This window comes from Marinobacter shengliensis, from assembly GCF_003007715.1.
Taxonomy (GTDB): domain Bacteria; phylum Pseudomonadota; class Gammaproteobacteria; order Pseudomonadales; family Oleiphilaceae; genus Marinobacter; species Marinobacter shengliensis.
Map to the genome: position 1 here is coordinate 797,207 of NZ_PXNO01000027.1, position 24,998 is coordinate 822,204.

Consider the following 24,998-nt stretch of genomic DNA (forward strand, 5'->3'; position numbering starts at 1 on the left):
GACCTGCAGAGGATAACGTGATTACGGTCAAGTCTGAACCGATATACGGTAGAACTCTTTACCTGGAGCATTCAGAGCGACAGAATTGTGCAAAATCTTCCTGGCAGGCCTATGAATATTAGCATTCTTACCCCGGCGGGGCCGGACTCAAAAGCGGGGAACCGCGCAACCGCCGTGCGATGGCAGCAGTTGCTGGAGCAGGCTGGCCATCAGGTAACGGTGGTTACAGGTTATGATGGAGAGCCAACAGACCTGCTGATAGCCCTTCATGCCTGGCGAAGTGCCGACGCGATCCAACGGTTCCACACCGAATGGCCTGAAAAGCCACTGATCGTCGCCCTGACCGGCACCGACATCTATCATCACCAGTACCAATACCCGGAACCAACCCATGCCTCTATGGCAGCGGCATCGGTATTGATCGGCCTGCATGATCTTGTTGCCCAGGACATTCCTGAAACCTTCCGACACAAGCTGCTTACCTTGCGGCAGTCCGCAGCCAAGCCTGCGGTTCGCGGTGGATCCCGGCCAGAGCCAGGTCAGTTCAATATCTGCGTGATCGGGCACCTGAGGGATGAGAAGGATTCCCTGCGTGCCGCTTGGGCCAGCCGGCTATTACCGGAGGAGTCGGCCATCATTGTGTCCTGTGCCGGAAAGCCTCACAACGATGAGTGGCGGGAACGGGCATTGAGCGAAAGCAAGGATAACCCCCGTTTCCACTGGTTGGGACAACTGGACAAAGCGCAGCTGGAAAATCTGATGGCCGTGAGCAGCCTGATGGTGATCAGTTCTGTGATGGAGGGTGGCGCCAACGTGGTGTCTGAGGCCTGCAGGGCAGGGTTGCCGATTCTGGCCTCTGACATCCCCGGCAACCGAGGCCTGCTGGGTGACCGCTACCCCGGCTATTATCCGGCCAAGGATGAGGCCGCGCTGGCCCGGTTGATGCGTAAGGCTGAAACCGGACCGGAATTTCTGGCACAACTGACGGCCTGCGTTAACGAGCTGGCAGGAACCTTCACTCCGGAGCGCGAGCGCCAGAGCCTGGAACAGGCCGTGGCGCTGGCGCTCGCTGCGGTTAATCCCGCAGGGTGATGGGTTCTATCGGGCCGTTTTCATCCTGGGCAAGTACCCGGCCGATAATCGCGGTGTGGGGATAGCCCAGGCCCTTGAGCTCCCTGACACAAGCTTCCGCCACCGCTGCGGGCACGCTGGCCAGAAGTCCTCCAGCGGTTTGCGGATCAAAGATCAGGGGATAGCGGGGGTGGTTTACCCAGTCTCCCTGGTCCCGGATACCCCGGCGCAGCCTTACGTTCGCCGGCTGCAGCGAGCTTAAAATCCCTGCTGCCACGGTTTCTTCCGCACCAGGCAGAATGGGGATGGCGGTGAGGTCCAGCTCGGCATCGACACCGGAAGGCCTGGTCATTTCCACCAGGTGCCCCAGCAGGCCAAAACCGGTGACATCGGTGCAGGCCCGTGCCCCGTGGCTCAGCAAGCACTCAGCAGCAGCTTTATTGGACTGGACCATGGAGGCCAGCGCGGCATCAATCCAGCGCCCCTTGGCAGCCAAACGGGCATGGGCGGCGAACAGGGTGCCAGTACCAATGGGTTTGGTCAGCAGCAATACATCACCAGCTCGAAGGCCGCCCTTGCTCATGACCTTGTCCGGATCGATAAGGCCATTCACCGCAAACCCAAGCGCAAGCTCCTTGCCTTCACCGGTATGGCCGCCGACCAGTGCACAACCCGCCTCGTTAAGCACCTCCACCGCGCCAGACATCATCTGGAACACGGTATCTTCCACCTTTGATTCGATCCCGTACGGGACAGTCGCCACCGCCGTAGCGCTCTGGGCTTCTGCGCCCATGGCAAATACATCACCCAGGCTGTGATTGGCGGCTACCTTTCCGAAAATGTAAGGGTCATCAATGAACGCCCGGAAAAAGTCCACGGTATGGACCACCGCCTTACCCGGTGGCACTTTCAACACTGCAGCATCATCCGGTGCGTGCAGGCCGATGAGAATGTCGTCGCGCTCAATCGGGCGCAGCTCACCCAGTGCCCTGGACAGTACCGTGCTGCCAACCTTGGCGCCACAACCGCCGCAACGCATGGCAACGGCCGATATGGCCTGGGAGGCTTCTTCGGGATTCTGGGCGGCCGAAGTGTCTGGCAGTCTTGCGCTGTCTTCCATGGCCGGCAGGTCAGTGAATTTCTTCATGAACCGACGGTCAATCCAGTCTTTCCAGCGCCAAACCCAGGCGCCCGAAAACCCGTAATTGCCTTTGGAGGCGACGGCGAACTGGTCACCGGTGCTGATCAACGCCAGCCAGGTTTTCTGGGGATTGAACGGTCTGGGTGGCTTGCCCAGGGCCATGCGTTTGAGGTTATCCGCCAAAGGCCGCCCCTGTCGCACCGCAAACACCCCGGCTTTTTCACGGGGGTGGTTCACCACGTTGGCGATGTCGCCGGCCACAAAAATGTGGTCGTCGTTCTCGGTCTGAAGGGTGTCCCGGGCCCGGATAAACAGGCCGTCGTCAAGATCCAGGCCAGTCGATTCCAGCCAGGCCGGGCCACCGGCCCGGGTTACCCAAAGCACTTCGTCGGTTTGCAGTGTCTGGCCGGATTCGGTGGCCAATAGTCCTGCGTCTACCCGGGAAACAGCATCGCCCAGATGCAGTTTTACGCCCCGGCGAACCAGTTTGTCCCGGAACACCGCACGGACCTTGGCATTATGGGTGGGCAGAATCTCGTTTGCGGCGTCGAACAGATGAAAGTGCAGTTGGTCCGGGTCTTTGCCCCGGTTTGCAAGTTCATTGCGCAAGCGGAACTGCATGGCCAGGGTGAGTTCCACCCCGCCGGCACCGGCACCCACAACGGCGATGGTCATGGGGCCATCGTGGTTCTCGATGCGTGACAGCAGCGATAGCCATCGGTTGTTGAACCCGGTAATGGGCTTGACCGGTACCGCATGTTCCGCAGCACCGCTGACCTCAGCAACCCGGGGAGAGGAACCAATGTTGATCGACAGGATATCGTAGGGAACGTTTGGGCGGCCTTTGCAGATGACGCGTTTTGCCGCACGATCAATGCCAGACACTTCCGCACGGTAGAACCGGGCACCGGCATACTCTGCCAGCCGGCTCAGATCAATATGCACATCGTCATAGCTGTAATGCCCCGCCACGTAACCGGGAAGCATGCCGGAATAGGGGGTGTGGGTATCACGGCATATGAGCGTGAGCCGAACGCCGGGGACCGGATTCATGGCGAATCGCTTGAGGACCCCGACGTGGCTGTGCCCGCCACCTACCAGGACAATGTCCCGTAATACAGGTTGATCGGGTGTTTGCATCAGATGACTTTCTTGGCTTCTGCAGACAGCTCACTGAACCCTTTGATGCTCTTGAAGGCTTCCAGTTTCTGTTTATCGGCATCGCTCGGGTTGGCGATCTGGTCGATGGATGTAATGCCGGCATCTTTCATCTTCTTCGCCGTTGCCGGGCCAATACCCTTGATGCGGGTCAGATCAGACTTGTCCGCCGGCTTGGCGGTTTTGGCTGCTACCGGTTTCTTTGCTGCAGGCTTTTTGGCGGCGGCAGGCTTGGCCTTGCTGGCAGCCGGTTTTTTAACGGCAGGCTTCTTGGCCGCGGGCTTCGCACTCGTCGCCTTTTTAGCGGCAGTCGTAGCCTTCTTGGCGGTGGTGTCTGCGGCTTTCTTGACGTCTTTGCCAGATTCCTTGGCTGCAATACCCAGCTTGTCCAGCAATGAGCTCTGCAGTTCGTGGAATTCGTTCATCCGGCGTTCGAACTCTTCATTGAAGCGCTTCACTTCGCGCTCACGGAGCTCGTCCATTTCCTTCAGCAGTTTACGAACCGGATCCTGAACCTGATGCTGCAGGTGGTCGAACTGCTTCAGGGCATCATTGATGAGTGTTTCAATCTGAGCCGTGGTTTTCTCGAACTCTTTGTTCACTTTTTTGACAATCTTATCAACACTGGGTTTGGCTTTCTTTGCCATAGGGCGTCTCCTTACAGAGGGGGATAGAACGATGGAACGGTGTATCAGGCCAATTGCCTCATTCCGTTGGTCGTATTCGAGCTTCGTCTGGATTTGAGGCTTTGCTTCTTCAGAAGCACTTCACGAATACGGCGTAGCTTGTCCGAAAGAGGGGAGTTATCTCCGGATTCAAGTTGAAAAAAATCAATAGAGTAGAAGAAGTTGCTACAGTGCTTTCTCTTTTCGGTAACCAGTCCGGTAACACCCTCGGCGCGGATCTCTTCAAATGGCATATCCATGATGAGGTCGAGTGTGATGGTGTCGCCGGGCTTGAACAGCTTGTCGGTTTTCATCACGCAGCCGTAGCTGTCGAGCTCATAAAGGCGAGCTTCCACGGTTTCTTTGCGAAACAGGCCGTGGCGTACGCGGAAACGGGCAACAAGATCCGGTAGTTCTTCGTTCATGAAATGCTTTCTCTGCCTCTGAGATCAGCCAGATTATTTGAGCATAAATTAAACAATAGACGGGCTATTTAATTTTGGCAATGCCATCAGCTGTCTACCGTAACCCTTTCATGGAATAGTTCAACATCCGCCCCCCGCAAAGGGGGCCAGATGCGGTCTTTATCTGGTTTTCAATTCGTACAGATCAACACGACGATCTTTCAGATTGGTGACTGAGCCTTCGTTACGTACCAATTTGAGTTTCTCCAGGTCCATATCCGAGAACATGATCATTTCGGTGTTCGGGGTGGTCTCCGCCATCACGGCATCGTGCGGGAATGCGAAGTCAGACGGTGAGAATACGGAGGATTGCGCGTATTGGACGTCCAGGTTCTCTACCTTGGGCAGGTTGCCGACACTGCCGGTGATCACCACATAACACTCGTTTTCGATGGCGCGGGCCTGGGCACAATGGCGAACCCGCAAGTAGCCGTTTTTGGTGTCGGTCCAGAAGGGTACACAGATGATGTCCACATCCTGGCTGGCAGCTACACGCCCGAGCTCCGGAAATTCGATGTCGTAGCAGATCATAATGGCAACCCGGCCGGCATCTGTATCGAATACCTGGAACTTGTCGCCGCCTTCAATAACCCAGTCGCGGCGTTCATGGGGCGTGATGTGGATCTTGCGTTGCTCGTCCACGCGGCCATCCCGATGGCACAGGTACGACACGTTATAAACCCGGTCGTTCTCGATCAGCGGCATGGAGCCGGTGATAATGTTGATGTTGTAACTGACCGCCATTTCCGACATTTCATTGCGGAACTGCTCGGTAAAACCGGCAAGGAAACGAATGGCGCGGGTCTGGTCCATCTGGTCGGTCAGGCCCATCAGGGGTGCGTTGAAGAATTCCGGGAACAGGGCAAAGTCACTTTTGTAATCAGACAACGCATCCACGAAATACTCAACCTGCTTCAGCACTTCCTCCACTGAGGTGAATTCCCGCATCTGCCATTGCACGGCACCCAGGCGAACCTGGGTTTTCTTTACGTTCAGCACCGAGGAGGGCGGGGTATACAGGATGTTCCGCCATTCCAGCAGGGTGGCATAACCCAGCGACTTTTCATCTTCCGGAAGATACTTGTGCATCAAACGGGTTACCTGAAAATCGTTGGACAGCTGGAAGGTGAGAATCGGATCGTAGATCTCTTTGCGGTCGACGCGATGGATGTACTCTTCCGGCGTGTACTGTTCGGAATACTTGAAGTAATTGGGGATACGCCCGCCTGCGAGAATAGCCCGCAGGTTCATGGAACGGCAAAGTTCCTTGCGGGCTTCATAGAGCCGCCGGCCCAGGCGGTAGCCCCGGTACTCGGGATGAATAAATACATCCAGGCCATAGAGCGAATCGCCATTGGCGTTGTGCCAGATTTTCTCGTTACGGAGGATCAGGTCGTCGTAGGCGTGGGGGTTGCTGAAGCGCTCGTACTTAACGCATACGGTCAACGCAACGGCCACCAGGTGCCCGTTGTCTTCAATACAGATCTGACCGTCCGGGAACTGCTCAACCAACGCCTTGATGGTTTCCTTTGGCCATGCGCCACCGATATCGTCGTAAACCTCGTCCATCAGCTCCTGGAGCTGGCTGTAGTCTTCAAGCGTCAGGTTTCGCAGATTCAGGTGGAGCTCTTCATGGGCCATCTGGTGTATCTCCTTTGGTTTGGCAGCCTTGGTTGCCTGTAAGTCCATTCTAACAAAGAGTTCTAAAGACTTCGCTCAAATTGCCGTTAGTCAATTAATTCACATCTATAATTGATGAGAAGCTGATTGAAACAACCTCAGTCTTATCGGAGGGACTCCCCTTGCAATTCTCATTTTCTCAGAAACTGCTCGTTGCCGTAGGTGCTCTCATCATAATGCTGATGGCTGCGTTGACAGTGGCAACGGATATCAGGCTCAGATCAACGACGGATCGTTATGTTGACGCGCTTATGGCCGACGCGGTAGAGCAGAGTACGTCCAGTATTTCCGATTGGCTCAACACTCGCCTGGACATGGCTGAGGCGACGGCCAGCGCCCTTGAGGGCATCCGCACCGACAATATGGCCCGTACCCTGATGGAAGCAATGACGCGCGGCGGCAATATTATGGATGTCTATGCCGGCACCGAGGACGGCCGGATGCTAATGCGGAGCCCAGAGGTGGAAGCGACACTGCCACCTGACTACGACCCCCGCACCCGCCCCTGGTTCCAGGGAGCCCAGCGGTTAGGGCGTTCATCATTCACTGAGCCCTATCAGGATGCCAGCACTGGTGCGACCATTATCTCCGCCATGGCCCCGATCAAGTCCGGTTTATATAAAGGAGCAGCCGGCATGGATATCGGGCTTGGCACGATTGACCGAATGTTGTCGACGATCACCCTGGCCGATACCGGGTTCGCCGCACTGGTAAACGAGAAAGGCACTGTGCTCTTCTACCCGGACTCAGAGGTGGTCGGAAACAACATTTCGGACATTATCGGTCAGCGGCCCGCTCTTGATGGCAGCCAGCATACATTTGAGATGGACGGCGCTCGCTGGAGTGTCAGTTTTCATCCGATAGCCGATGCCCGGGCTGTGGAGTGGTACCTGGTGACGTTTGTTAACGAGGACCTGATCAACGCTCCGATTGTTGAGGCCCGGGTGGGCGGCCTTGTCATTGCCGCTGTGGGTTTGATAGTTGCCCTGGTGGCGCTGTATTTCGGAATACGATTGCTGATGGTGCCGGTGCGCCGCCTGAACAGTGCGATGTCCAGTATTGCTTCGGGTGACGCAGATCTTACCCGCCGACTGGACGATTCCGCTTCGGACGAGTTTGGCGCACTGGCGCAAAGTTTTAACCGATTTGTGGAGAACATTCAGCAGGTTGTCCGGGAAGTCAAAGAGGGTAGTGATGACCTGGATGAGAATGTGACCGCCTTGCGCAACACCTCCAGTACCAGCCGTTCGAGCGTTGAGAGCCAGCAGAGCGAGATTGACATGATTGCTACGGCCATCAACGAAATGTCTGCTGCTGCCGGGGAGATTGCCCAGAACGCACAGCAAACAGCGGAAGCGGCTGAGAATGCGGATCAGGAGAGTCGCGAGTCGTTGCTGACGGTGACTGCGTCGAGGGATGCGGTACAAAAGCTTTCCAATGAGGTTAATGCAGCTGCTGAAGTCATCGACACGCTGGGTAAGGATGTGTCGTCCATCACCACGGTGCTGGAGGTTATTCAGGGCATAGCAGAACAGACCAACCTGCTGGCACTGAACGCCGCAATCGAGGCCGCAAGGGCAGGGGAAGCAGGGCGTGGCTTTGCGGTGGTGGCAGACGAAGTACGCAACCTGGCCCAGAGGACCCAGTCTTCCACTGAGGAAATCAATAACATGATCGAGCGTCTGCAGAAAGGCGCCGGCGATGCGGTGGAAGTGATGAAGGCGTCAACGGCGGTGTCTAACGTCAGTATGGAAAAAGCCCAGGACGCCATGGAATCCCTGAACCGGATTGCCGAGGCCATCACCGCCATCAGCCAGATGACGTCTCAGATTGCCACAGCGTCTGAGGAGCAAACCTCGGTTACCGAAGAGCTGAATGCCTCCATCACCCGGATTGCGGACCAGGGCCAGGAAGCAGCCAAAGCCGCCAGTGAAAACGATGTGTACAGCGGGCACATTGAAACCATTGGCAGAACATTGAATGAAAAAGTGACCCGCTTCCGCGTATAGCGGAGGCTGGCCATGGACGGCCAGCGGGTCATAACCTTTCAATCAGGTGAGGCAATCTGGCTCAGATAATCGAGCCGGCGACGCAGGTTTTCCAAAGTGTGCCGCCCCACATACATGGATTCCTCGCTGAGGTACGGGTTCTCCAGGGTAATCACTTTGCGCTGCTCAAGCCCAAGCTCTGTCACTGCGCGACCGAACCATCGCTTCAGGTAAACTGCAAAACTGCCATCTTTGATGGCGCGTTCTATTCCCAGCTGTAACCGATGGGCGGCCTCCTGATCATTTGGAGCGACAAAAAGATAGGATGGCATGTGGTAGGCGAACAGAATGTTGGGTTCGATGACCAGATCGTCTGCCCGATTGTGTTCAAGGTCAAACAATACTTCACCAACGCCACGGGCAAAGCATTCAAAACGTTCATTGCGCAGCATGCCAAACAGGATTTCGTAGCGGGTGTGCGTAACCACCTGCAAGCCGTTGGCCTCGAGAATCGGCGTGTCTGGCCAGTGAGAGCCCTGGCCAATCCGGATTTTTCTTGAAGTCAGGTCATCTATGTTCTGGATGCCCTCGAACTGGGGCAGGTGCTTTGGTAACACCAGGCACACCCGAAAGCCCAGCAAGCCGCCGTCTACCGGCAAGGGAATAGGATTGAGAAATTCCTCCCGTTCAGCGGTGGTCGCAACATTGGCAATATCCACCAGCCGGTTATTATTGTTGGCCAACTCTCGCAGTACCCGGCCCTGGCTCAGTTCCTCACTGCGCACGACCGTGAAGTCGCCGTATTCCGACGTTTTGGCCAGTGCCAGTTCCACCAGTGACCGGATGGCCGGGTTATCGTAATTCCGGTACCAAAGAATAAAGGTGCGCTTGTCATCCGGTTCGACTGACATGGCTGGAGCGGGCAAGGACAAACACAGGGCCAGAAGAAACCCCGGTAGATAACGATGAATGAAACGATTTCGTGCAACCAATGCCTTGTTCCTTAAGTGGCGCGCCCCCTAACTGTAGAACAGAATCTGTTACTGAAACCGGATAACTTTCAAAAATACTGTAAAAGATTCTTGAAGCACGCGCGTTCGGCTGTAATGATCCCGAAAAACCATTCTCTGGAGCCCTGAATATGGCACTCATTGATACACTTATCGGCACCGCTGGCCAGTGGGTAACCGCGAGCGACCCGAAAGCCACGCTTCTGCAGCCTGTTGCATGGCTTAAGAAAACCGGCAGCTATGCCACTGTTAACCGCCTGATTGGACTCGCCATTCCATTTGCACCGCGAAACGGCTTCAGTGTCGAAGAGATGCGCCCCGGTTATGTTCGGGCGAAAATAAAGCTCAAGGGCAACAAGAATCATTTTGGCAGCCTGTACGCCGGTGCCTATTTCCTGGTGGCGGAAATTCCCGGTGGCGTACTGTCGCTGTTTGACTTGGGGCCTGCCTATACGCCGATCCTCAAGGAGATGACTCTCGAGTTCCTGCAGCCGGCCAATTCGGATGTCACGGTAGAGTTTTCACTGGCGCCGGAAGCGGTTGCCGCCATTCTGGCGGACGCCGATGCCACCGGCCGGGCGAAGTTCACCCTGGAAGGCAAGCTGAAAGACAAAGAGGGTAACCACGTGGCCACCTCGCTGGCCCATTACCGGGTGCGCAAGAAGGGTTTCAAGCCTCAGGACTGAGCAATTTCCCGCAGGGTTTGCAGGAAGACCTCGCCATATTTCTCCAGCTTGGCGGCCCCTACGCCGCTGACCTCTGCCAGTTGCTCCAGGGTTTCCGGGCGGCGTTCCAGCATATCGAACAGGGTGGTGTCGTGGAAAATCACGTAAGGCGGTACGCCCTGTTTATCTGCCAGTTCCTTCCGGCACGCCCGTAACGCATCCCAACCGGCCTGGTCGGTAATCTGCTCACGTATTGCCGGGCCCGAGCGTTTGCCGGCAGATCTGGGCGATGAGGATTTTTTGGCCACCGGGTCTTTGCGTAACTCGATAGCCTGTTCACCCTTCAGCAGCGGGCGACACTGTTCCGTGAGCTGTAAGGCGCCGTAGCTCTCCGGATCTGCCCGGAGGTAGCCGTTGGCAACCAGCTGACGGAACACCGATTTCCACTCATTTGCGGATAACTCTGTACCAATACCATAGGTGGAAATGGCCTGGTGTCCAGATTGAAGAATGCGTTCGTTCTCAGAGCCGCGCAGCACGTCAATCAGGTAGTTAACGCCAAAGCGCTGCCCGGTACGATAAACACAGGACAGCGCCTTTTGCACGGCCACCGTGCCATCCCAGGTCTCAGGGGGCGTGAGGCAGGTATCGCAATTACCACAGGGCTGCTCCAGTTCATCACCAAAATATCGCAACAGTACCTGGCGGCGGCAGCGGGTAACTTCGCAGAGGCCAAGCATGGCATCGAGCTTCTGGCGTTCTACCCGTTTAAACTGGTCGTTGCCCTGCGATGCCTCAAGCATCTGTCTCAACTTAATGACATCCTGCAGGCCGTAAACCATCCAGGCGGTGGACGGCTTGCCGTCCCGGCCAGCCCGGCCGGTTTCCTGGTAATAGGCCTCGAGGCTTTTGGGTAAATCCAGGTGGGCGACAAACCGAACGTCTGGTTTATCAATGCCCATCCCGAAAGCAATGGTCGCCACGATGATAACGCCGTCCTCGCGCAGGAACCGTTCCTGATGGCGGGCCCGGGCTGTGGCATCCAGCCCCGCATGGTAAGGCAGGGCGGTGTAGCCTTTGTCCGCCAGCATCCTGGCGGTGGCGTCTACTTTGTTGCGGGACAGGCAATAGACAATCCCGCAATCACCTTCATGTTCTGCTTTAATAAAATCCAACAACTGTTTGTTTGCATTTGTTTTTGGAGTGATACGATACTGAATATTTGGGCGATCAAAACCGCTGACAAAGTGCCGGGCAGTGGTCAGGGATAGGCGCTCGGCAATCTCTTTACGGGTTCGCTCATCCGCCGTTGCCGTCAGGGCTATCCGTGGGATACCCGGGAACTCCTGGGCGAGCATGCTTAACTGAAGGTAGTCGGAACGGAAGTCATGGCCCCACTGGGATACACAGTGGGCTTCGTCAATGGCAAATAACGATAACGACGCGTTGTGCAGCAGGTCGATGGTGCGCGGCTGTATCAGCCTTTCCGGTGCGCAGTAGAGCAGATCAAGCTCGCCGGTCATCAATGCGTATTCGGTTGCTCGGGCCTGCTCATAATCCATGGTGGAGTTGAGGAATGCCGCTCTCACACCGAGTTCCCGCAACGCAGCCACCTGATCCTGCATAAGCGCGATCAGGGGCGAAATAACAATGGCCGTGCCGGGGCGGACCAGCGCGGGCACCTGGTAACAGAGCGATTTACCACCGCCGGTGGGCATCAGAACCAGGGCATCGCCACCATTTACAACTTCCTGAACAATCTCTCCCTGTAGTAGGCGGAAACTCTCATACCCAAAAACCTCATGCAGTACCTGCTCCGGGCTGCGGCTAGCAGAAGATGGCGGTTCGCGGGTCAGTTGCTCGAAGTCCTGGTCCGGGTACATGGTGGTCGTCAGCCTTTGGGCGGGTGAAGTTCGGGGCGAAATGATACCAGATACTGCCGCTGGAGTGGTCAATACACCTTTTGGGATGGAGGCAAAGCGACAAGAGAAAGGATACAATAGCGCCCCTTCAGAGACTGTGATTAACCATTTCGAAAAACAACAGGGCATGCATGCAGGAATTTGACGCGATCCGACCTTATTCGGATGAAGAAACCGCCCCCGCGATTCAACGCCTGGTTAACGACCCGGATTTCCTGGACATGGTTGGCCGGTTCAAATCACCGGTTGCGGCCAAGTGGGCGCCGGCCCTGCTGAGAATGTTTGTGAAGCGCTGGCTGGTTCGGAATTTCGGCCACTACCATCGGGTGGACGACTTGCAGGCCGGCTTGTCCGGCTACGTTGGCGACCTGGTTGAAAGTACCACCTCCAGGGTGACTCACAGTGGCCTGGAAAACCTGAGCAAGAACTCCGCGCACCTGTTTATCTCCAACCATCGGGATATTGTGTTTGACCCGATGGTGGTGAACTATCTGCTGTTCCAGAACGGCTTTCACACCACCCGTATTGCCATCGGGGACAACCTGCTGGCAAACCGGGTATTCGCGGAGATGATGCGGCTGAACAAGAGTTTCGTGGTACGCCGTAACATGACCAGCCCCCGGGAAATGCGGGATGCCTACCTGACCCTCTCCGGCTTCATCAATCACAGCATTGATACCAACCACAGCATCTGGATTGCCCAGCGCGAAGGCCGCGCCAAAGACGGCATTGATGTGACAGACCCAGCCATCATCAAGATGTTCTACATGAGCCGAAAGAAATCCGGGCTGGAGTTTGACGAGGCCATGAACCGGCTGCACATCGTGCCGGTTTCCATCGCCTATGAATACGACCCCTGCGATGCCGACAAAGCCCGGGAACTGGAGGTAAGGGCCAGAACGGGCAATTACCAGAAAGCAGAAGGCGAAGATACAAATCAGATCATGAGAGGCCTGACCGGATACAAGGGGCACGTTCATGTGCATTTCGGCGCGCCGATCGCCGATGCGGAAGATAACCCGAAGGCCCTGGCGTCGCGGATTGATCATGAAATGCATGCCAATTATCACCTGCATGCCTCCAACCTGGTGGCTTACCAGATGCGGGGTGTTCACCCGGAAGCTCACGAGACACCGGGCAGTGTGAGCGAGAGTGTTGTGACGGCGGAAACCTGGTCACCGGCAGACCTGGAAGCCGCCAAGGCAGAAATGGAGCGGCGGCTGGAGGCCTGCGATGCGGCCATTCGCCCGTATCTGCTAGACATGTACGCCAACCCTGTAGTGAACGCCCTCGCCGCAAACAACATCGGCGAGGCGGTGCTGTCGCCGGCGGAGTAAGTCAGGCCCAGAGCATGGCGCCCATCTCCAGTGGATGGGTGAGTGCGTCATGGTATGGGTACATTCGCACTCGAAGGGTCTGCAGCCCAGGATAGGGCGGTTGCACCTGGGTTTTGAACAAGGTCTGCCCATCTTTTTCGCCATCCGGTTCCAGCAAAAACCGATCTGGCCCGGGTTGTGCGTGAGTACCCGCACATTCCGGCGTCACCAGACATTCAACCCGAACATCGCTGGGAGCCAGGCCATTCAGGCTAACGCCAATGCTCAGTTCCACGGATTCATCCCAGGCACACTGGTCGTCCACGCAACCCCGAACGTGAATCGAAACACCATCCCAGGCGGCCCTGACTCGAGCTTTCCACTCTGCCAGCTCGGTGGCCAGGTTAAAGCCATCGGCAGTCAGGCGTTTACCTTGCGCCGTGGCGGGTTGGTAATAGTTGCGAACGTAGTCCATCACCATGCGCTGGGCGTTGAATCTCGGCGTGATGGTCTTCATGGAGGCTTTTGAGCGGGTTACCCAACCCTTGGAGTAGCCCTGTGACGCACGGTTGTAGTAGAGCGGGATGATGTCCTGTTCCAGCAGATCGAGCAGGTCCCTGGCTTCTTCCCGATTGCGAAATTCCGGGTCCAGCCCGGTATCCCTTGGGGTAATCGCCCAGCCGTTGGTTTTGTCATAACCCTCTCCCCACCAGCCGTCCAGAACACTGAGGTTGAGGGCACCATTAAGCGCGGCTTTTTCTCCGGACGTACCGCTGGCCTCTTTCGGGTACTCGGGCGTGTTCAACCATACATCCACGCCGCTGAGCAGTCGTCGGGCCATGGCTTGGTCATAGTTTTCGAGCAGGATGATGTGGCCCATCAGGGAGGGCTGCATGGATAATCCATGGATGACCTTGATCAGTTGCTGGCCGGGTTGGTCCTGGGGATGGGCCTTGCCCGCGAACACCAGCACCACGGGGTGATCTGGATTGGTCAGCAGTCGTTCCAGCCTGGCCAGGTCGGAGAAGATCAGGGTGGCCCGTTTGTAGGTGGCGAAGCGCCTGGCAAAGCCGATAACCAGGGCGTCTTTTTCAGGCGAGGCCAGCTGCCGGGCCATGCGCTCGGTTACCGAATGCCCGGTGCCGTTTCGTTTGTGCTGGCGCTTGAGCCGGCGCACGGTGTATTCGGCCATCTGTTGTTTAAGCGCCTTGTGAACGCTCCAGTAGTGATAGTCCGGAATATTATCGATGAAGTGCCAGAAGTCCGGGTTCAGCAATTCGCTCTTCCAGGTTGGGGCGTGCATGTCGAACAGACTCGCCCACTCCGGTGCCAGGAAGGTTGGTACATGCACGCCATTGGTGATGTACTGGATCGGGTTGTCCCTGGCTGGCACCTGGGGCCAGATATCTCCCTCCATGTGCGAAGCCACCCCACCGTGAATTCGGCTGACGCCATTATGAAAGCGGGAGCCACGCAACCCCAGACTGGTCATGTTGAAGCTGTCGTCGCCATTTTTTGAGCCCAGCGCAAACACTTCGGCAAAGTCCAGCCCTGAATCCTCTACATAGGCCCCAAGATGATGGGCGACCAGATCCCGCGGGAAAATGTCGTGGCCAGCCGGTACGGGTGTGTGGGTGGTGAACAGGGTTGAACCTGCAACGGCTTCCAACGCCGCACTGAATGGCAGACCTTCCGCCATGGCCATGCGGCACCGTTCAAGAATCTGGAACGCGGCGTGGCCTTCGTTGATGTGCCAGGTTGTCGGCTTGATCCCGAGTTCAGATAGCACCCGCACGCCACCGATCCCGAGCAGCATCTCCTGACTTACGCGTGTGCTGAAGTCGCCACCGTAAAGCTGCAGTGTCAGCGCCTGGTCGTCTGCGTTGTTTTCCGGCGTGTTGGAATCCAGCAGGTACAGGCGAATATGCCCGACCCGTGCCATCCAGACTTTGGCGTAGACATCGCGGCCAGGGAAGGGCACGGACACCGTCAGCTGTTTTCCGTCTCGTTCCACCGGAGTAATGGGCAATTCATCACTGGAATGGCTCTGATAGCGCGCGATTTGTTGACCCAGGGCGTCAATGGTCTGGATGAAATAGCCCTGCTGATACAGCAGCCCAACGGCCACGAACGGCAGGCCCAGATCGCTGGCGGCCTTGCAGTGATCGCCGGCCAGAATGCCAAGGCCGCCGGAATAGATGGGAAAGCTTTCATGGAAGCCAAACTCTGCACAAAAGTAGGCCACCAGGCTAGTCTTTGGGTCGAGTGCCTCCAGAACACCGGCCCCGGGCTCGGATTCAAGGTAGGCATCGTAACTGGACAGTACCCGGCGGTATTCGGCCATAAAGGCACGATCTTCTGATGCCTCATTCAGCCGGGTCTGTGACACTCGGCGCAGGAACAGTTTCGGGTTGTGCTCAACCTTTTGCCACAATCGAAGATCGATGCGGGCGAAGAGGCTTCGTACCCCATGATCCCAGCTATAGAACAAATCGTTAGCCAGAACCTCAAGCCCTTCAATAGCCTCCGGAATATGGGGGCGGGCTTCCAGCCGGAACTCCGTTGCCTTGTGCATGATCATGACCTCCTTGCGGCCACTGGCACTGTCTCAGTCATCGTGTATCCGGCCATTGCCGGTCAACAGGTTCTGATAAAGCGTTGCGTAATCCCTGGCGCGCTGTTTCCAGGAATAATCTGCGCTCATTCCGTTTTCCTGCAGTCGCCGCCATGTCTTCCTGGTGCCAAGGGTTTGCAGGGCACGCTCGACCGCCTGGAATAGCGCATCGGGTGTGGGTTCCCGGAACACGAAACCATTGGCTTGGTCGGCAGTGACTTCTGACGGGTCGAATACGGTGTCGTTCAGGCCACCGACGCCGTGGACGACCGGCACGGTGCCATAGCGAAGGCTATACATCTGGTTCAGCCCGCAGGGCTCGAAGCGCGATGGCATGAGAAACAGGTCTGCACCGGCGGTAATGCGGTGCGCCAGGCCCTCGTTGTAGCCCAGGGTCAATGACAGCTGCCCGGGCCATGCCCGTGCCAGTTCCTGCAGCCGCACCTGGTAGTGGCTTTGGCCCGACCCCAGGATGGCAAACTGGCAGCCGCGCTCCAGCAGGGGCACCGTGACGGCCAATAGCCAGTCAAGGCCTTTTTGTTCCACCAGGCGACCAACAAAACCAAACAGAGGAGCACCACTGGCCTCAAGCTTGAGCTCCTGTGCCAGGCGCGCCTTGCACTGTTCTTTGTTTTTCAGGTGGCCGGGGCCGTAATGGAAGTCTAACCATCGGTCCTGTTCCGGGTCCCAGACGCGGGTGTCAATGCCATTGAGAATGCCGTGCAGGTGGCGGGAACGATGGCGCAGCAGGCCATCCAGTCCGTAGCCAAACCAAGGTGTCTGGATTTCCTCGGCGTAGCCGGGGCTGACCGTGGTGATGGCGTCACTGAACACCAGGCCGCCTTTGATAAAGGACAGCTGGCCGTGGAATTCAAGCAGCTCCATGCGCCAGAGAAAGTCCGGCAGGCTCAGGGCCCGAAAGGTTTCGTGGCTGAAAAGCCCCTGATAAGCCAGGTTATGAATGGTAAACACGCTCTTGGGCGGGGGTTGGGCGCTCTCCAGGAACACCGGGATCAGCCCTGCCTGCCAATCGTTGCAATGCACAATGTCGGGTTGCCAGGACAACCCAAGCTGCCCCAGTGCCATCATGGCACCGATTCGGCCAAACAGATGAAAACGGTGAGCATTATCCCACCAGTCTTCACCATCATCGTTCTGGTAGGGGCTGTCGCCGGGGCGATCAAACAGCGCCGGGCAGTCCACCAGCCAGAGACTGACGGCCGTTCCGGGTAAACGTGTCTGCCACAGGGCAACGTCATACTGGCCATAACGGAAACGGGTTTTACGGCGCGAACCTGCCCCTCGGGCCGCTTCCAGGGCAGCGGGATAACCGGGTAACAGTATCTGGCAATCATAACCAAGCTTGCACAAGGCCTCGGGCAGACTTGCGGAAACATCCGCCAGGCCTCCGGTTTTCACCAGCGGGTAGACCTCGCTTGTGGCAAACAGGATGCGGGTCATGGTGCGGCCCTCAGAATGATGAGCGCCAGGGGAGGCAGGGTTACCTCCAGAGAGCATGGCCGTGCCATCCACGGCTGGTCATCGGCGATTAATGGGAGAGGGTTGCCCAGGTTGCTGCCGCCATAATAAGTGGAGTCGGAATTGAAGATTTCCTGCCAGGCCCCGCCAATGGGCACCCCGATTCGATAATGTTGGCGCGGGATGGGCGTAAAGTTGACGATAACAACAAGAACTTCCTGCTGCTGCCCACCTTTGCGCACATAACTGATCACCGATTGCGGCGAGTCGTGGCAATCAATCCACTCAAACCCCGCACCGGTGAAGTTCCGGCCGTGGAGGGCGGGCTCCCGGCGATACAAACCGTTCAGATCCCTGACCAGCGTTTGTATGCCCCGATGCGCGTTGTGTTCAAGCAGGTGCCAGTCCAGCTCCCGCTTTTCGCTCCATTCACGGCGCTGGCCAAACTCACCGCCCATAAACAGTAACTTGGCGCCGGGATAGGTGTACATGTAACTGAATAAAAGGCGTAATGAGGCCCGTTGTTGCCATTCATCACCCGGCATTTTCTGGATCAGGCTGGACTTACCGTGTACCACCTCATCATGGGACAACGGCAGCAGGAAATTCTCGGAGAACGCATAAAGAAGGCCGAACGTGAGTTTTTCATGGTGATACTGCCGGTACACCGGATCTTGCTGGAAGTAACGCAGGGTGTCGTGCATCCAGCCCATGTTCCACTTCAGGTTGAAACCCAGCCCGCCAATTTCCGGCGGCCGGGTTACCCGGGGCCAGGAGGTGGATTCTTCCGCCATCATCAGGATGCCCGGAAAGCGGCTCTGGCATACCCGGTTGAGGTCTTTCAGGAACTCGACGGCTTCAAGATTCTCATGTCCACCGTAGTCATTCGGCAGCCATTCACCTTCGTCGCGGGAATAGTTCAGGTACAGCATGGAGGCCACGGCATCCACCCTTAATCCATCCAGATGAAAGGCGTCGAGCCAGAACAGCGCGCTCCCGATCAGGAAATTACGGACCTCATGGCGGCCATAATTGTAGATCAGGGTACCCCAATCCTGGTGCCTACCACGGCGTGGGTCTTCATGTTCGTAAAGTGCGGTGCCATCGAAGCGGGCGAGGGCGTAATCATCATCGGGAAAATGCCCCGGCACCCAGTCCAGTATCACCCCGATGTTGTTCTGATGACATTGGTCGATAAGGTAACGCAGATCATCCGGGCTCCCGTAGCGGCTGGTGGGCGCATAATAGCCTGTGGTCTGGTAACCCCAGGACTCATCCAGTGGGTGCTCGGTAATCGGTAGCAGCTCGATATGGGTGAAGCCGGTTTCCAGAACGTAGGGGACGAGCTGGTCGGCCAGCTCGCGATAGGTCAGCCAACGGCAAGAGCCATGGTGTTGCCAGGAGCCGGGGTGTACTTCGTAGATACAGATTGGGCGATGCTGCCAGTCAAAACGGCTTCGTTTGTCCAGCCAGTCACCATCGCCCCAGGGGTATCGGCCTCGCTCGGTAACCACGGCGGCATTGGACGGCCGATGCTCAAAAGCCTGACCATAAGGGTCAGTTTTGATGATCTCACCGCGGGCCGTGCTGATCGCAAACTTGTAGATGGCCCCGGGCCGGACACCCGGTATAAACAGTGACCAGACCCCCGAGCTTTCGTTCGCCCGCATCACGTGCTGGGCCGAATTCCAGCCGTTGAAATCTCCAATCACACTGACTGAGCGGGCGTTGGGTGCCCAGACGGCAAAACGCACGCCTTCTTTCCCGCTGGCCGTGAGAGGGTGGGCACCCAGCACATTGTAAATGTGCCAATGGCGACCTTCGGCAAACAGGTGGAGATCGAACTCGCTCAAGGCAGGGCTTTCCATAGACCTTCGATTCCCGATCAGGATGGCAGGACAATGACCGTTATTGAACGCCTCTGGGCCTGTACAAAAAATGACCCAAGACAATATTACGTCATAATCTTCTGCTAGTGTTCTAATATTAGTATCAGTGTCAAATTGATGTCGACTCTCCCTTCATCTGCTCAAACAGGGAAGGAAGACCACCAAGGTTTTCAGGGAAGGTGTCATGCATACTGCGAAGCGCTTCGTCAGCCGTCTTACACGGCAAACTCTCGCTCTGGTTCTTGCCGGGGGGCGCGGTTCCCGACTCCATGATCTCACCAAGTGGCGCGCCAAGCCCGCCGTGCCCTTCGGCGGAAAGTTCAGGATTATTGATTTCCCGTTATCCAATTGCATCAACTCCGGCATCGCCCAGGTCGGAGTGATTACTCAGTACAAATCTCATTCCTTGATTCGCCATATACAGCGGGGCTGGGGATTCATGCGTGGTGAGCTTGATGAGTTTGTGGAATTGCTTCCCGCCCAACAGCGCATTGAAACCTCCTGGTATGAGGGCACCGCCGACGCGGTATTACAGAACCTGGATATTATTCGCAGCCATGAACCGGAATACGTGCTGATACTGGCTGGAGACCATGTCTACAAGATGGACTATGGCACCATGCTGGCCGCTCATGTGGAGAATGAGGCAGACATTACCGTTGGCTGTATTGAAGTGCCGATTGAAGACGCCACCGCCTTCGGTGTGATGTCGGTGGACGATGAACTACGGATTACCGAGTTTGAGGAAAAGCCTGCGTTGCCGAAGGCCATGCCAGGACAACCCGATAAAGCCCTAGCGTCCATGGGCATCTACGTATTTAGCACCCGGATTCTTTTTGATGAATTGCTACGAGATCATCAACTTAACAACGACTCTTCACATGATTTCGGCAAAGATATCATCCCGTCGGTCATCCGGCGTCTTAATGTGTGTGCCTTTCCGTTCCGGGATCCTGTCAATAAAAAGCCGGCCTATTGGCGCGACGTAGGGACTATCGATTCACTCTGGCAAGCGAACCTTGAGCTGATAGACGTGAGCCCCGAACTCAACCTGTACGATGCCCATTGGCCGATCTGGACCTATCAGGAGCAACTACCGCCGGCCAAGTTCATATTTGACGATGAGGACCGCCGGGGAACCGCCGTTGATTCCATGGTGGCCGGAGGCTGCATAGTGTCCGGGGCCCGAATTCGCCACTCATTGCTGTTTTCACAGGTGCGTGTGCATTCGTTCACCACGGTTGAGGACGCTGTCATTTTTCCGGATGTAGATATCGGCCGCCATTGCCACATTCGCAAAGCTGTCATTGATCGTGGATGCAGAATCCCGGATGGCACCCGCATTGGGTTTGACAAAAAAGCAGACGAAAACCGTTTCCATGTTTCGCCCAAAGGCGTTGTTCTGATCACACCCGAGATGCTCGGGCAGGATTACCCCCATGGACTCTGACCATCGCACACCCGTTGTGCTTTGCTGGCATATGCACCAGCCCGTGTATCAGGACCAGCACACCGGCGAATTTCTGTTCCCCTGGGTCTATCTGCATTGCATCAAGGATTATGTTGATATGGCAGCGCACCTGGAGGCTCATCCAGAGGCCAAGGCCGTGGTGAATTTTGCTCCTGTGCTGCTGGAACAGATAGAAGACTATCTGGTTCAAATTGAGCGCTGGCGACACAGCGGTACGGCAGTGAGCGACCCGGTGCTGGCAGCACTGGTGGCTGACTCCTTGCCCGAGCCCGGCTCTCCTGGTTTTCTGGAACTGATGGAAAAATGCCTGAGAGCAAACGAAAACCGGATCATCAAGCGGTTTGCGCCCTATAAACGGCTGTCGGAACTGGCCCGCTTCTATCGCACCCGCCCGGATATCCAGCGTTACATCTCACCGCAATTACTGGTGGACCTGCTGGTTTGGTACCACCTGGGGTGGATGGGAGAAACCGTGCGCCGTACTCACCCGGTGATCCAGACCCTGCAGGAGAAGAGCCATCAGTTCACCATGGAAGACCGGAGAGCGTTATTGGACGTCATCGAAGAGCTGATGGCAGGGCTTGGACCCAGGTACCGCCACCTTTCGCAAACTGGCCAGGCAGAGTTAGCCATGAGCCCCTGGGCTCACCCTATCGTACCGCTGTTACTGGATTTCGGTTCCGCCAGTGAGGCCATGCCGGATATTCGTATGCCCGAGCATTCGACCTATCCCGGCGGCAAGGACCGGGCAGACTGGCACATTCGTATGGGGCAGCAGGTATTTCAGCGGTTCTTTGGTGAGCAGGCCGCAGGCTGCTGGGCATCTGAAGGTGGCTTGAGCCAGGATACCCTGGCTTTGCTTGGTGAACACGGCTTTCAGTGGACCGCGAGCGGCGATTCCGTGGGTCACAACAGCTTTCGCCTGGCGAAAGAACAAGAGGCGTTGAAAAAGGAGCCTCCTATTCACCGTCCTTTCCTGTTCGGGGAACAACCGGTAACCGTGTTTTTCCGCGATGACGGTTTGTCGGATCTGATTGGCTTCAATTACGCGGATTGGCACGCGGAAGATGCCGTTGGCGACCTGGTCCATCACATGGAGAATATTGCCAGTACCAGCAAGGCAGGGGATTGCCCGGTTATTTCTGTGATTCTCGATGGTGAGAACGCCTGGGAGTACTACCCGGAGAACGGCTACTACTTTCTGGATGAGCTATATCGGGTACTGAAAAACCATAAAACCCTGCGGCTGACTACCTATCGGAACCTGCTGAGCGAGCCGGTGTGCGATCCCGTGAAACTGCCGCACCTTGTGGCCGGAAGCTGGATTTACGGCACTTTCTCAACCTGGATTGGTGACCCGGACAAGAACCGAGCGTGGGACCTACTTTGCGAGGCCAAACAACACTATGACCGTGTTATGGACAACGGCAGCCTGACCGCCGAGCAGAAAGAAAAGGCCAGCTACCAACTTGGGCTTTGTGAGGGGTCGGATTGGTTCTGGTGGTTTGGTGACTACAACCCGGCTCCGGTGGTTCGGGATTTCGAACATCTTTATCGCCGGCATTTGGCCAACCTCTACGACAACATTGGCTACCCGGCGCCTGCCCGCCTGTTCCAGCCCATCAGCCAGGGTGGGGGAGAGCCTGCGCGGGGCGGGGCCATGCGCCCGGGGCATGAGGCCGGGGGGCTGGAATGAGTGGAGCACTGACTCCCGCACCGGTATTTTCCCGTCGTCGTGCAGGTGTGTTGCTACATCCAACTGCCTTGCCAGGAAATGACGGCAAGCTTGGGCAACAGGCCCGGCGATTTGTCGACTATCTGGCAGACGCAGGCATAACGGTTTGGCAAACCCTGCCAACAGGACCTACCCATTCCGATTTATCCCCTTATCAGTCGTTATCCGCCCACGCCGGCAACCCTGAGTTTATTGACCTGTCGGAGCTTGTTTATCTGGACTTGCTCAGTACCGATGAGCTAGCGCGGGAGACCAGAGGCCGCGCCCTTGAAATCGCAGCAGGGCGTTTTTTAGCGACCACCGGCCAACAACCCGTAACCACCAACCAGGATACCTGGCGACAGTTCCTGTCCGACCACAAGGCGTGGCTGGATGACTTTGCTTTGTTCATCGCCATCCGGGATGCCCATGGCGGCATTCCCTGGTATGAATGGCCAATGCCTCTGCGGCGCAGGGAACCACTGGCTCTTGAAGCATTCCGAGCCCGGCACGGCAACGCCATTGAACAGGTCTGTTTCGAACAGTTTGTTTTTCATCTGCAATGGCAGGCAATGCGCCGATATGCCCGGGAGCGGGGCGTGCTGATGTTCGGGGATATCCCCATTTTTGTTGCCCACGACAGCGCCGATGTCTGGGCCCACCCCGACATGTTCAAGCTGGATGCTCAGGGCCAGCCCCTGGTCGTCGCCGGCGTGCCTCCGGACTATTTTTCTCCTGATGGTCAGCACTGGGGTAATCCACTCTATGACTGGCAAGCTATGGCCGCCGATGGTTATCGCTGGTGGATAGATCGGCTGGCCAGCCAGCAGGAAAAATTCGACCTGCTCAGGATTGATCACTTTCGGGGCCTGCAGGCGTTCTGGGAAATTCCTGCGGCAGATGCCCGCCCGGTGAACGGACACTGGGTGGCGGGCCCCGCCGATGCCTTCCTGTCAGCGTGTTTTGAGCAACTCCCGGAACTGCCGCTGGTTGCGGAGAATCTGGGCATCATCGGGGCCGATGTCGAGGCACTTCGGCAGCGGTTTAACTTGCCCGGCATGACGGTCATGCAGTTTGGTTTTGATGGCAGCGCAAGCAACCCTCACTTACTTCATAACCATAAAGAGCGTGACCTGGTGTACACCGGTACCCACGACAATGACACCACCCTGGGCTGGTACCAGAGCTTGGATGAACGTACCCGGGCTCACGTAAACCAGTACCTTCGGCTCACCGACGACAGCATTCCAAGGCAGATTATCCAGGCGGCGCTGGGGTCTGTCTCGGGGCTTGTGATGATTCCCATGCAGGACCTTCTCAGTCTGGACTCCAGTGCCCGCTTCAACACACCTGGCACAACTTCCAATAACTGGATCTGGCAGTTGCCAGAGAACTATCAATCACTGGCGCGGTCTGATTCCCTGCGGTCTATGGTCAACCTCTACGGACGTTAAAACTGACGATTGGTTGTTAATTGATCAGCATCAAGATGGTTAAACCTTGACCAGTTTTAAATACAAGGAGCGGGTGTGTTTATCGAAGGGTAGTTTACGTTGAGTAAATGCAGGGGGATATCATGGAGCATCGGCTTAGCCAGCGCATTGAGGGTGAATTACCTATACTGGTGTACAAAAGGGGAATGCCCGTAGCCACCGGGCAAATCCAGGACGCCTCCCGGCGAGGATTGTTTGTGGCGACCGATTACGCCGACATCCGGTTGAACCAGCCCATTCAGCTGGCCTTCAAGCTTCCGGATCAGGGACAGGATTGCCACCGGGTGCTGAACGCGCACGTTATTCGCCGCTCTTCCGGCGGGCTTGGTTTGGGGTTTGATGGAACGGATAACGAGGTGGACGTGATTGCAGAGTTGGTCCAGTGGCTTCAAAGCCAATCTTTGCTCACTGGATTCAGGGTTTAGGGCGGCACAGACCGTACCAGCAGAATAGCCGCAAGAAGGAATGGATAACATGGCACGATTGGCAGGCAAGGTTGCAGCAGTGACTGGCGGAGCCGTTGGAATAGGCAAGGCCGCGGTTCAACGTATGGTGGAAGAGGGCGCAGCGGTTGGCATACTGGATGTTCTTGACCAGGCCGGTAAAGCGCTCGCCACGGAACTGGCCGCCAAGGGTTACAAAGTGGCCTATTGGCATTGTGATGTGGCAGACGAGGCCCAGGTAAAAGAGGCTATCGATAGCGTTGCGGAAAAATTCGGCAAGCTCGACGTATTGGTGAACAACGCCGGCATATCCGGCACCAACAAACCGACCCATGAACTGACAGAAGAGGAATGGGACAAAGTCCAGGCGGTTAATGTAAAAGGTGTTTTCTTCTGCACGAAGCACGCGATACCGCACATGAAAAAAGCGGGCAGCGGCAGCTTGATCAATCTTTCATCCATCTACGGCCTGGTAAGCGCTCCAGATGTTCCGCCTTACCACGCGTCGAAAGGCGCGGTGAGATTGATGACCAAGACCGACGCGATGATATACGCACCAGACCGGATTCGTGCCAATTCGATTCACCCGGGATTCATCTGGACGCCCATGGTTGAGAATCACCTGAAAACCACGGGCATGGACCCGGAAGAAGCCAGAAAGGCGACTGCGGCTTTGCATCCGTTGGGCCACATGGGGGAGCCCGATGACATTGCCTGGGGCATCGTTTACCTGGCGTCTGATGAGTCCAAGTTTATCACTGGCAGCGAACTGGTTATCGACGGCGGCTATACAGCGCACTAACACCGAGCCACGG

18 protein-coding genes are annotated in these 24,998 nt (G+C 56.7%); 9 read left to right on the plus strand and 9 right to left on the minus strand.

Annotated elements, in window-relative coordinates; all coding sequences use genetic code 11:
- Positions 1–111 precede the first annotated feature (111 nt).
- A complete protein-coding gene (senB, locus tag C7H10_RS16835) occupies positions 112–1,092 on the plus strand; it encodes a selenoneine biosynthesis selenosugar synthase SenB (protein WP_106695759.1) in 981 nt (326 codons plus the stop codon).
- On the opposite strand, the gene selD is transcribed toward senB, so the two are convergent.
- The 4 genes from selD to C7H10_RS16855 form a co-directional block, all read right to left on the minus strand.
- Positions 1,076–3,352 (minus strand): selenide, water dikinase SelD, encoded by a 2,277-nt coding sequence (gene selD, locus C7H10_RS16840; protein ID WP_106695760.1) that lies wholly within the window; start codon positions 3,350–3,352, stop codon positions 1,076–1,078. The two genes, senB and selD, sit on opposite strands and share 17 nt — an antisense overlap.
- On the minus strand, positions 3,352–4,017 hold the full coding sequence (locus C7H10_RS16845) for a helix-hairpin-helix domain-containing protein (RefSeq protein ID WP_061332910.1): 666 nt from the start codon (positions 4,015–4,017) through the stop codon (positions 3,352–3,354). The genes selD and C7H10_RS16845 overlap by 1 nt, the downstream gene beginning before the upstream one ends.
- Positions 4,018–4,061: 44 nt before the next feature.
- On the minus strand, positions 4,062–4,460 hold the full coding sequence (locus C7H10_RS16850) for a hypothetical protein (RefSeq protein WP_061332911.1): 399 nt from the start codon (positions 4,458–4,460) through the stop codon (positions 4,062–4,064).
- Between the two features lie 159 nt (positions 4,461–4,619).
- A complete protein-coding gene (locus tag C7H10_RS16855) occupies positions 4,620–6,140 on the minus strand; it encodes a bifunctional GNAT family N-acetyltransferase/carbon-nitrogen hydrolase family protein (RefSeq protein ID WP_061332912.1) in 1,521 nt (506 codons plus the stop codon).
- Positions 6,141–6,361: 221 nt separating this feature from the next.
- Here C7H10_RS16855 and C7H10_RS16860 point away from each other — a divergent pair, with 221 nt between their 5' ends.
- Positions 6,362–8,188, plus strand: coding sequence for a methyl-accepting chemotaxis protein (locus C7H10_RS16860; protein ID WP_244178317.1), 1,827 nt, complete (start codon positions 6,362–6,364; stop codon positions 8,186–8,188).
- A 38-nt stretch (positions 8,189–8,226) separates the two neighbouring features.
- Here C7H10_RS16860 and C7H10_RS16865 read toward each other — a convergent pair whose 3' ends face one another.
- Complete coding sequence (locus tag C7H10_RS16865; RefSeq protein WP_138437442.1) at positions 8,227–9,078, minus strand: type 2 periplasmic-binding domain-containing protein; 852 nt, start codon at positions 9,076–9,078, stop codon at positions 8,227–8,229.
- A 230-nt stretch (positions 9,079–9,308) separates the two neighbouring features.
- Between C7H10_RS16865 and C7H10_RS16870 the strand changes: the two genes are divergently transcribed.
- The gene (locus C7H10_RS16870; RefSeq protein ID WP_061332915.1) at positions 9,309–9,863 is read left to right on the plus strand and encodes a PaaI family thioesterase; all 555 of its coding nucleotides are present in this window, start codon (positions 9,309–9,311) and stop codon (positions 9,861–9,863) included.
- On the opposite strand, the gene recQ is transcribed toward C7H10_RS16870, so the two are convergent.
- Positions 9,854–11,725, minus strand: a complete 1,872-nt coding sequence (gene recQ / locus C7H10_RS16875; RefSeq protein WP_106695762.1) for a DNA helicase RecQ — start codon at positions 11,723–11,725, stop codon at positions 9,854–9,856. The genes C7H10_RS16870 and recQ overlap by 10 nt on opposite strands.
- A gap of 170 nt (positions 11,726–11,895) precedes the next feature.
- Here recQ and C7H10_RS16885 point away from each other — a divergent pair, with 170 nt between their 5' ends.
- Positions 11,896–13,101, plus strand: a complete 1,206-nt coding sequence (locus C7H10_RS16885) for a 1-acyl-sn-glycerol-3-phosphate acyltransferase (protein WP_106695763.1) — start codon at positions 11,896–11,898, stop codon at positions 13,099–13,101.
- Position 13,102: 1 nt separating this feature from the next.
- On the opposite strand, the gene glgP is transcribed toward C7H10_RS16885, so the two are convergent.
- Genes glgP through glgB form a run of 3 tightly spaced genes read right to left on the minus strand, consistent with a single transcriptional unit; the run spans position 13,103 to position 19,041 of the window.
- On the minus strand, positions 13,103–15,655 hold the full coding sequence (gene glgP, locus C7H10_RS16890; RefSeq protein WP_106696033.1) for an alpha-glucan family phosphorylase: 2,553 nt from the start codon (positions 15,653–15,655) through the stop codon (positions 13,103–13,105).
- Between the two features lie 33 nt (positions 15,656–15,688).
- Entirely contained in the window at positions 15,689–17,155 is a 1,467-nt protein-coding gene (glgA, locus tag C7H10_RS16895) for a glycogen synthase GlgA (RefSeq protein ID WP_106695764.1), read from the minus strand.
- Positions 17,152–19,041: a 1,4-alpha-glucan branching protein GlgB gene (gene glgB, locus C7H10_RS16900; RefSeq protein ID WP_106695765.1), complete on the minus strand. Its 1,890-nt coding sequence runs from the start codon at positions 19,039–19,041 to the stop codon at positions 17,152–17,154. The genes glgA and glgB overlap by 4 nt, the downstream gene beginning before the upstream one ends.
- A gap of 205 nt (positions 19,042–19,246) precedes the next feature.
- On the opposite strand from glgB, the gene glgC reads away from it, so the two are divergent.
- From glgC to C7H10_RS16925, 5 genes are all read left to right on the plus strand, one after another.
- Entirely contained in the window at positions 19,247–20,512 is a 1,266-nt protein-coding gene (gene glgC, locus C7H10_RS16905; protein WP_106695766.1) for a glucose-1-phosphate adenylyltransferase, read from the plus strand.
- Entirely contained in the window at positions 20,502–22,229 is a 1,728-nt protein-coding gene (locus C7H10_RS16910; protein ID WP_106695767.1) for a glycoside hydrolase family 57 protein, read from the plus strand. Before glgC ends, C7H10_RS16910 begins: the two co-directional genes overlap by 11 nt.
- Positions 22,226–23,701, plus strand: a complete 1,476-nt coding sequence (malQ, locus tag C7H10_RS16915; RefSeq protein WP_106695768.1) for a 4-alpha-glucanotransferase — start codon at positions 22,226–22,228, stop codon at positions 23,699–23,701. The genes C7H10_RS16910 and malQ overlap by 4 nt, the downstream gene beginning before the upstream one ends.
- A gap of 122 nt (positions 23,702–23,823) precedes the next feature.
- Complete coding sequence (locus C7H10_RS16920) at positions 23,824–24,165, plus strand: PilZ domain-containing protein (RefSeq protein ID WP_061332924.1); 342 nt, start codon at positions 23,824–23,826, stop codon at positions 24,163–24,165.
- A 49-nt stretch (positions 24,166–24,214) separates the two neighbouring features.
- Entirely contained in the window at positions 24,215–24,985 is a 771-nt protein-coding gene (locus C7H10_RS16925) for an SDR family NAD(P)-dependent oxidoreductase (protein ID WP_106695769.1), read from the plus strand.
- The last annotated feature ends 13 nt before the right edge of the window (positions 24,986–24,998 follow it).

What these genes read in the sequence shown, in the direction of transcription:
- glgC (WP_106695766.1), top strand. Translation starts at nt 19,247, where the DNA reads ATGCATACTGCGAAGCGCTTCGTCAGCCGTCTTACACGGCAAACTCTC.
- C7H10_RS16850 (WP_061332911.1), bottom strand. Translation starts at nt 4,460, where the DNA reads ATGAACGAAGAACTACCGGATCTTGTTGCCCGTTTCCGCGTACGCCAC.
- C7H10_RS16860 (WP_244178317.1), top strand. Translation starts at nt 6,362, where the DNA reads ATGGCTGCGTTGACAGTGGCAACGGATATCAGGCTCAGATCAACGACG.
- glgB (WP_106695765.1), bottom strand. Translation starts at nt 19,041, where the DNA reads ATGGAAAGCCCTGCCTTGAGCGAGTTCGATCTCCACCTGTTTGCCGAA.
- C7H10_RS16855 (WP_061332912.1), bottom strand. Translation starts at nt 6,140, where the DNA reads ATGGCCCATGAAGAGCTCCACCTGAATCTGCGAAACCTGACGCTTGAA.
- recQ (WP_106695762.1), bottom strand. Translation starts at nt 11,725, where the DNA reads ATGTACCCGGACCAGGACTTCGAGCAACTGACCCGCGAACCGCCATCT.
- malQ (WP_106695768.1), top strand. Translation starts at nt 22,226, where the DNA reads ATGAGTGGAGCACTGACTCCCGCACCGGTATTTTCCCGTCGTCGTGCA.
- glgP (WP_106696033.1), bottom strand. Translation starts at nt 15,655, where the DNA reads ATGCACAAGGCAACGGAGTTCCGGCTGGAAGCCCGCCCCCATATTCCG.
- C7H10_RS16925 (WP_106695769.1), top strand. Translation starts at nt 24,215, where the DNA reads ATGGCACGATTGGCAGGCAAGGTTGCAGCAGTGACTGGCGGAGCCGTT.
- selD (WP_106695760.1), bottom strand. Translation starts at nt 3,352, where the DNA reads ATGCAAACACCCGATCAACCTGTATTACGGGACATTGTCCTGGTAGGT.
- C7H10_RS16885 (WP_106695763.1), top strand. Translation starts at nt 11,896, where the DNA reads ATGCAGGAATTTGACGCGATCCGACCTTATTCGGATGAAGAAACCGCC.
- C7H10_RS16920 (WP_061332924.1), top strand. Translation starts at nt 23,824, where the DNA reads ATGGAGCATCGGCTTAGCCAGCGCATTGAGGGTGAATTACCTATACTG.
- C7H10_RS16910 (WP_106695767.1), top strand. Translation starts at nt 20,502, where the DNA reads ATGGACTCTGACCATCGCACACCCGTTGTGCTTTGCTGGCATATGCAC.
- glgA (WP_106695764.1), bottom strand. Translation starts at nt 17,155, where the DNA reads ATGACCCGCATCCTGTTTGCCACAAGCGAGGTCTACCCGCTGGTGAAA.
- C7H10_RS16845 (WP_061332910.1), bottom strand. Translation starts at nt 4,017, where the DNA reads ATGGCAAAGAAAGCCAAACCCAGTGTTGATAAGATTGTCAAAAAAGTG.
- C7H10_RS16870 (WP_061332915.1), top strand. Translation starts at nt 9,309, where the DNA reads ATGGCACTCATTGATACACTTATCGGCACCGCTGGCCAGTGGGTAACC.
- senB (WP_106695759.1), top strand. Translation starts at nt 112, where the DNA reads ATGAATATTAGCATTCTTACCCCGGCGGGGCCGGACTCAAAAGCGGGG.
- C7H10_RS16865 (WP_138437442.1), bottom strand. Translation starts at nt 9,078, where the DNA reads ATGTCAGTCGAACCGGATGACAAGCGCACCTTTATTCTTTGGTACCGG.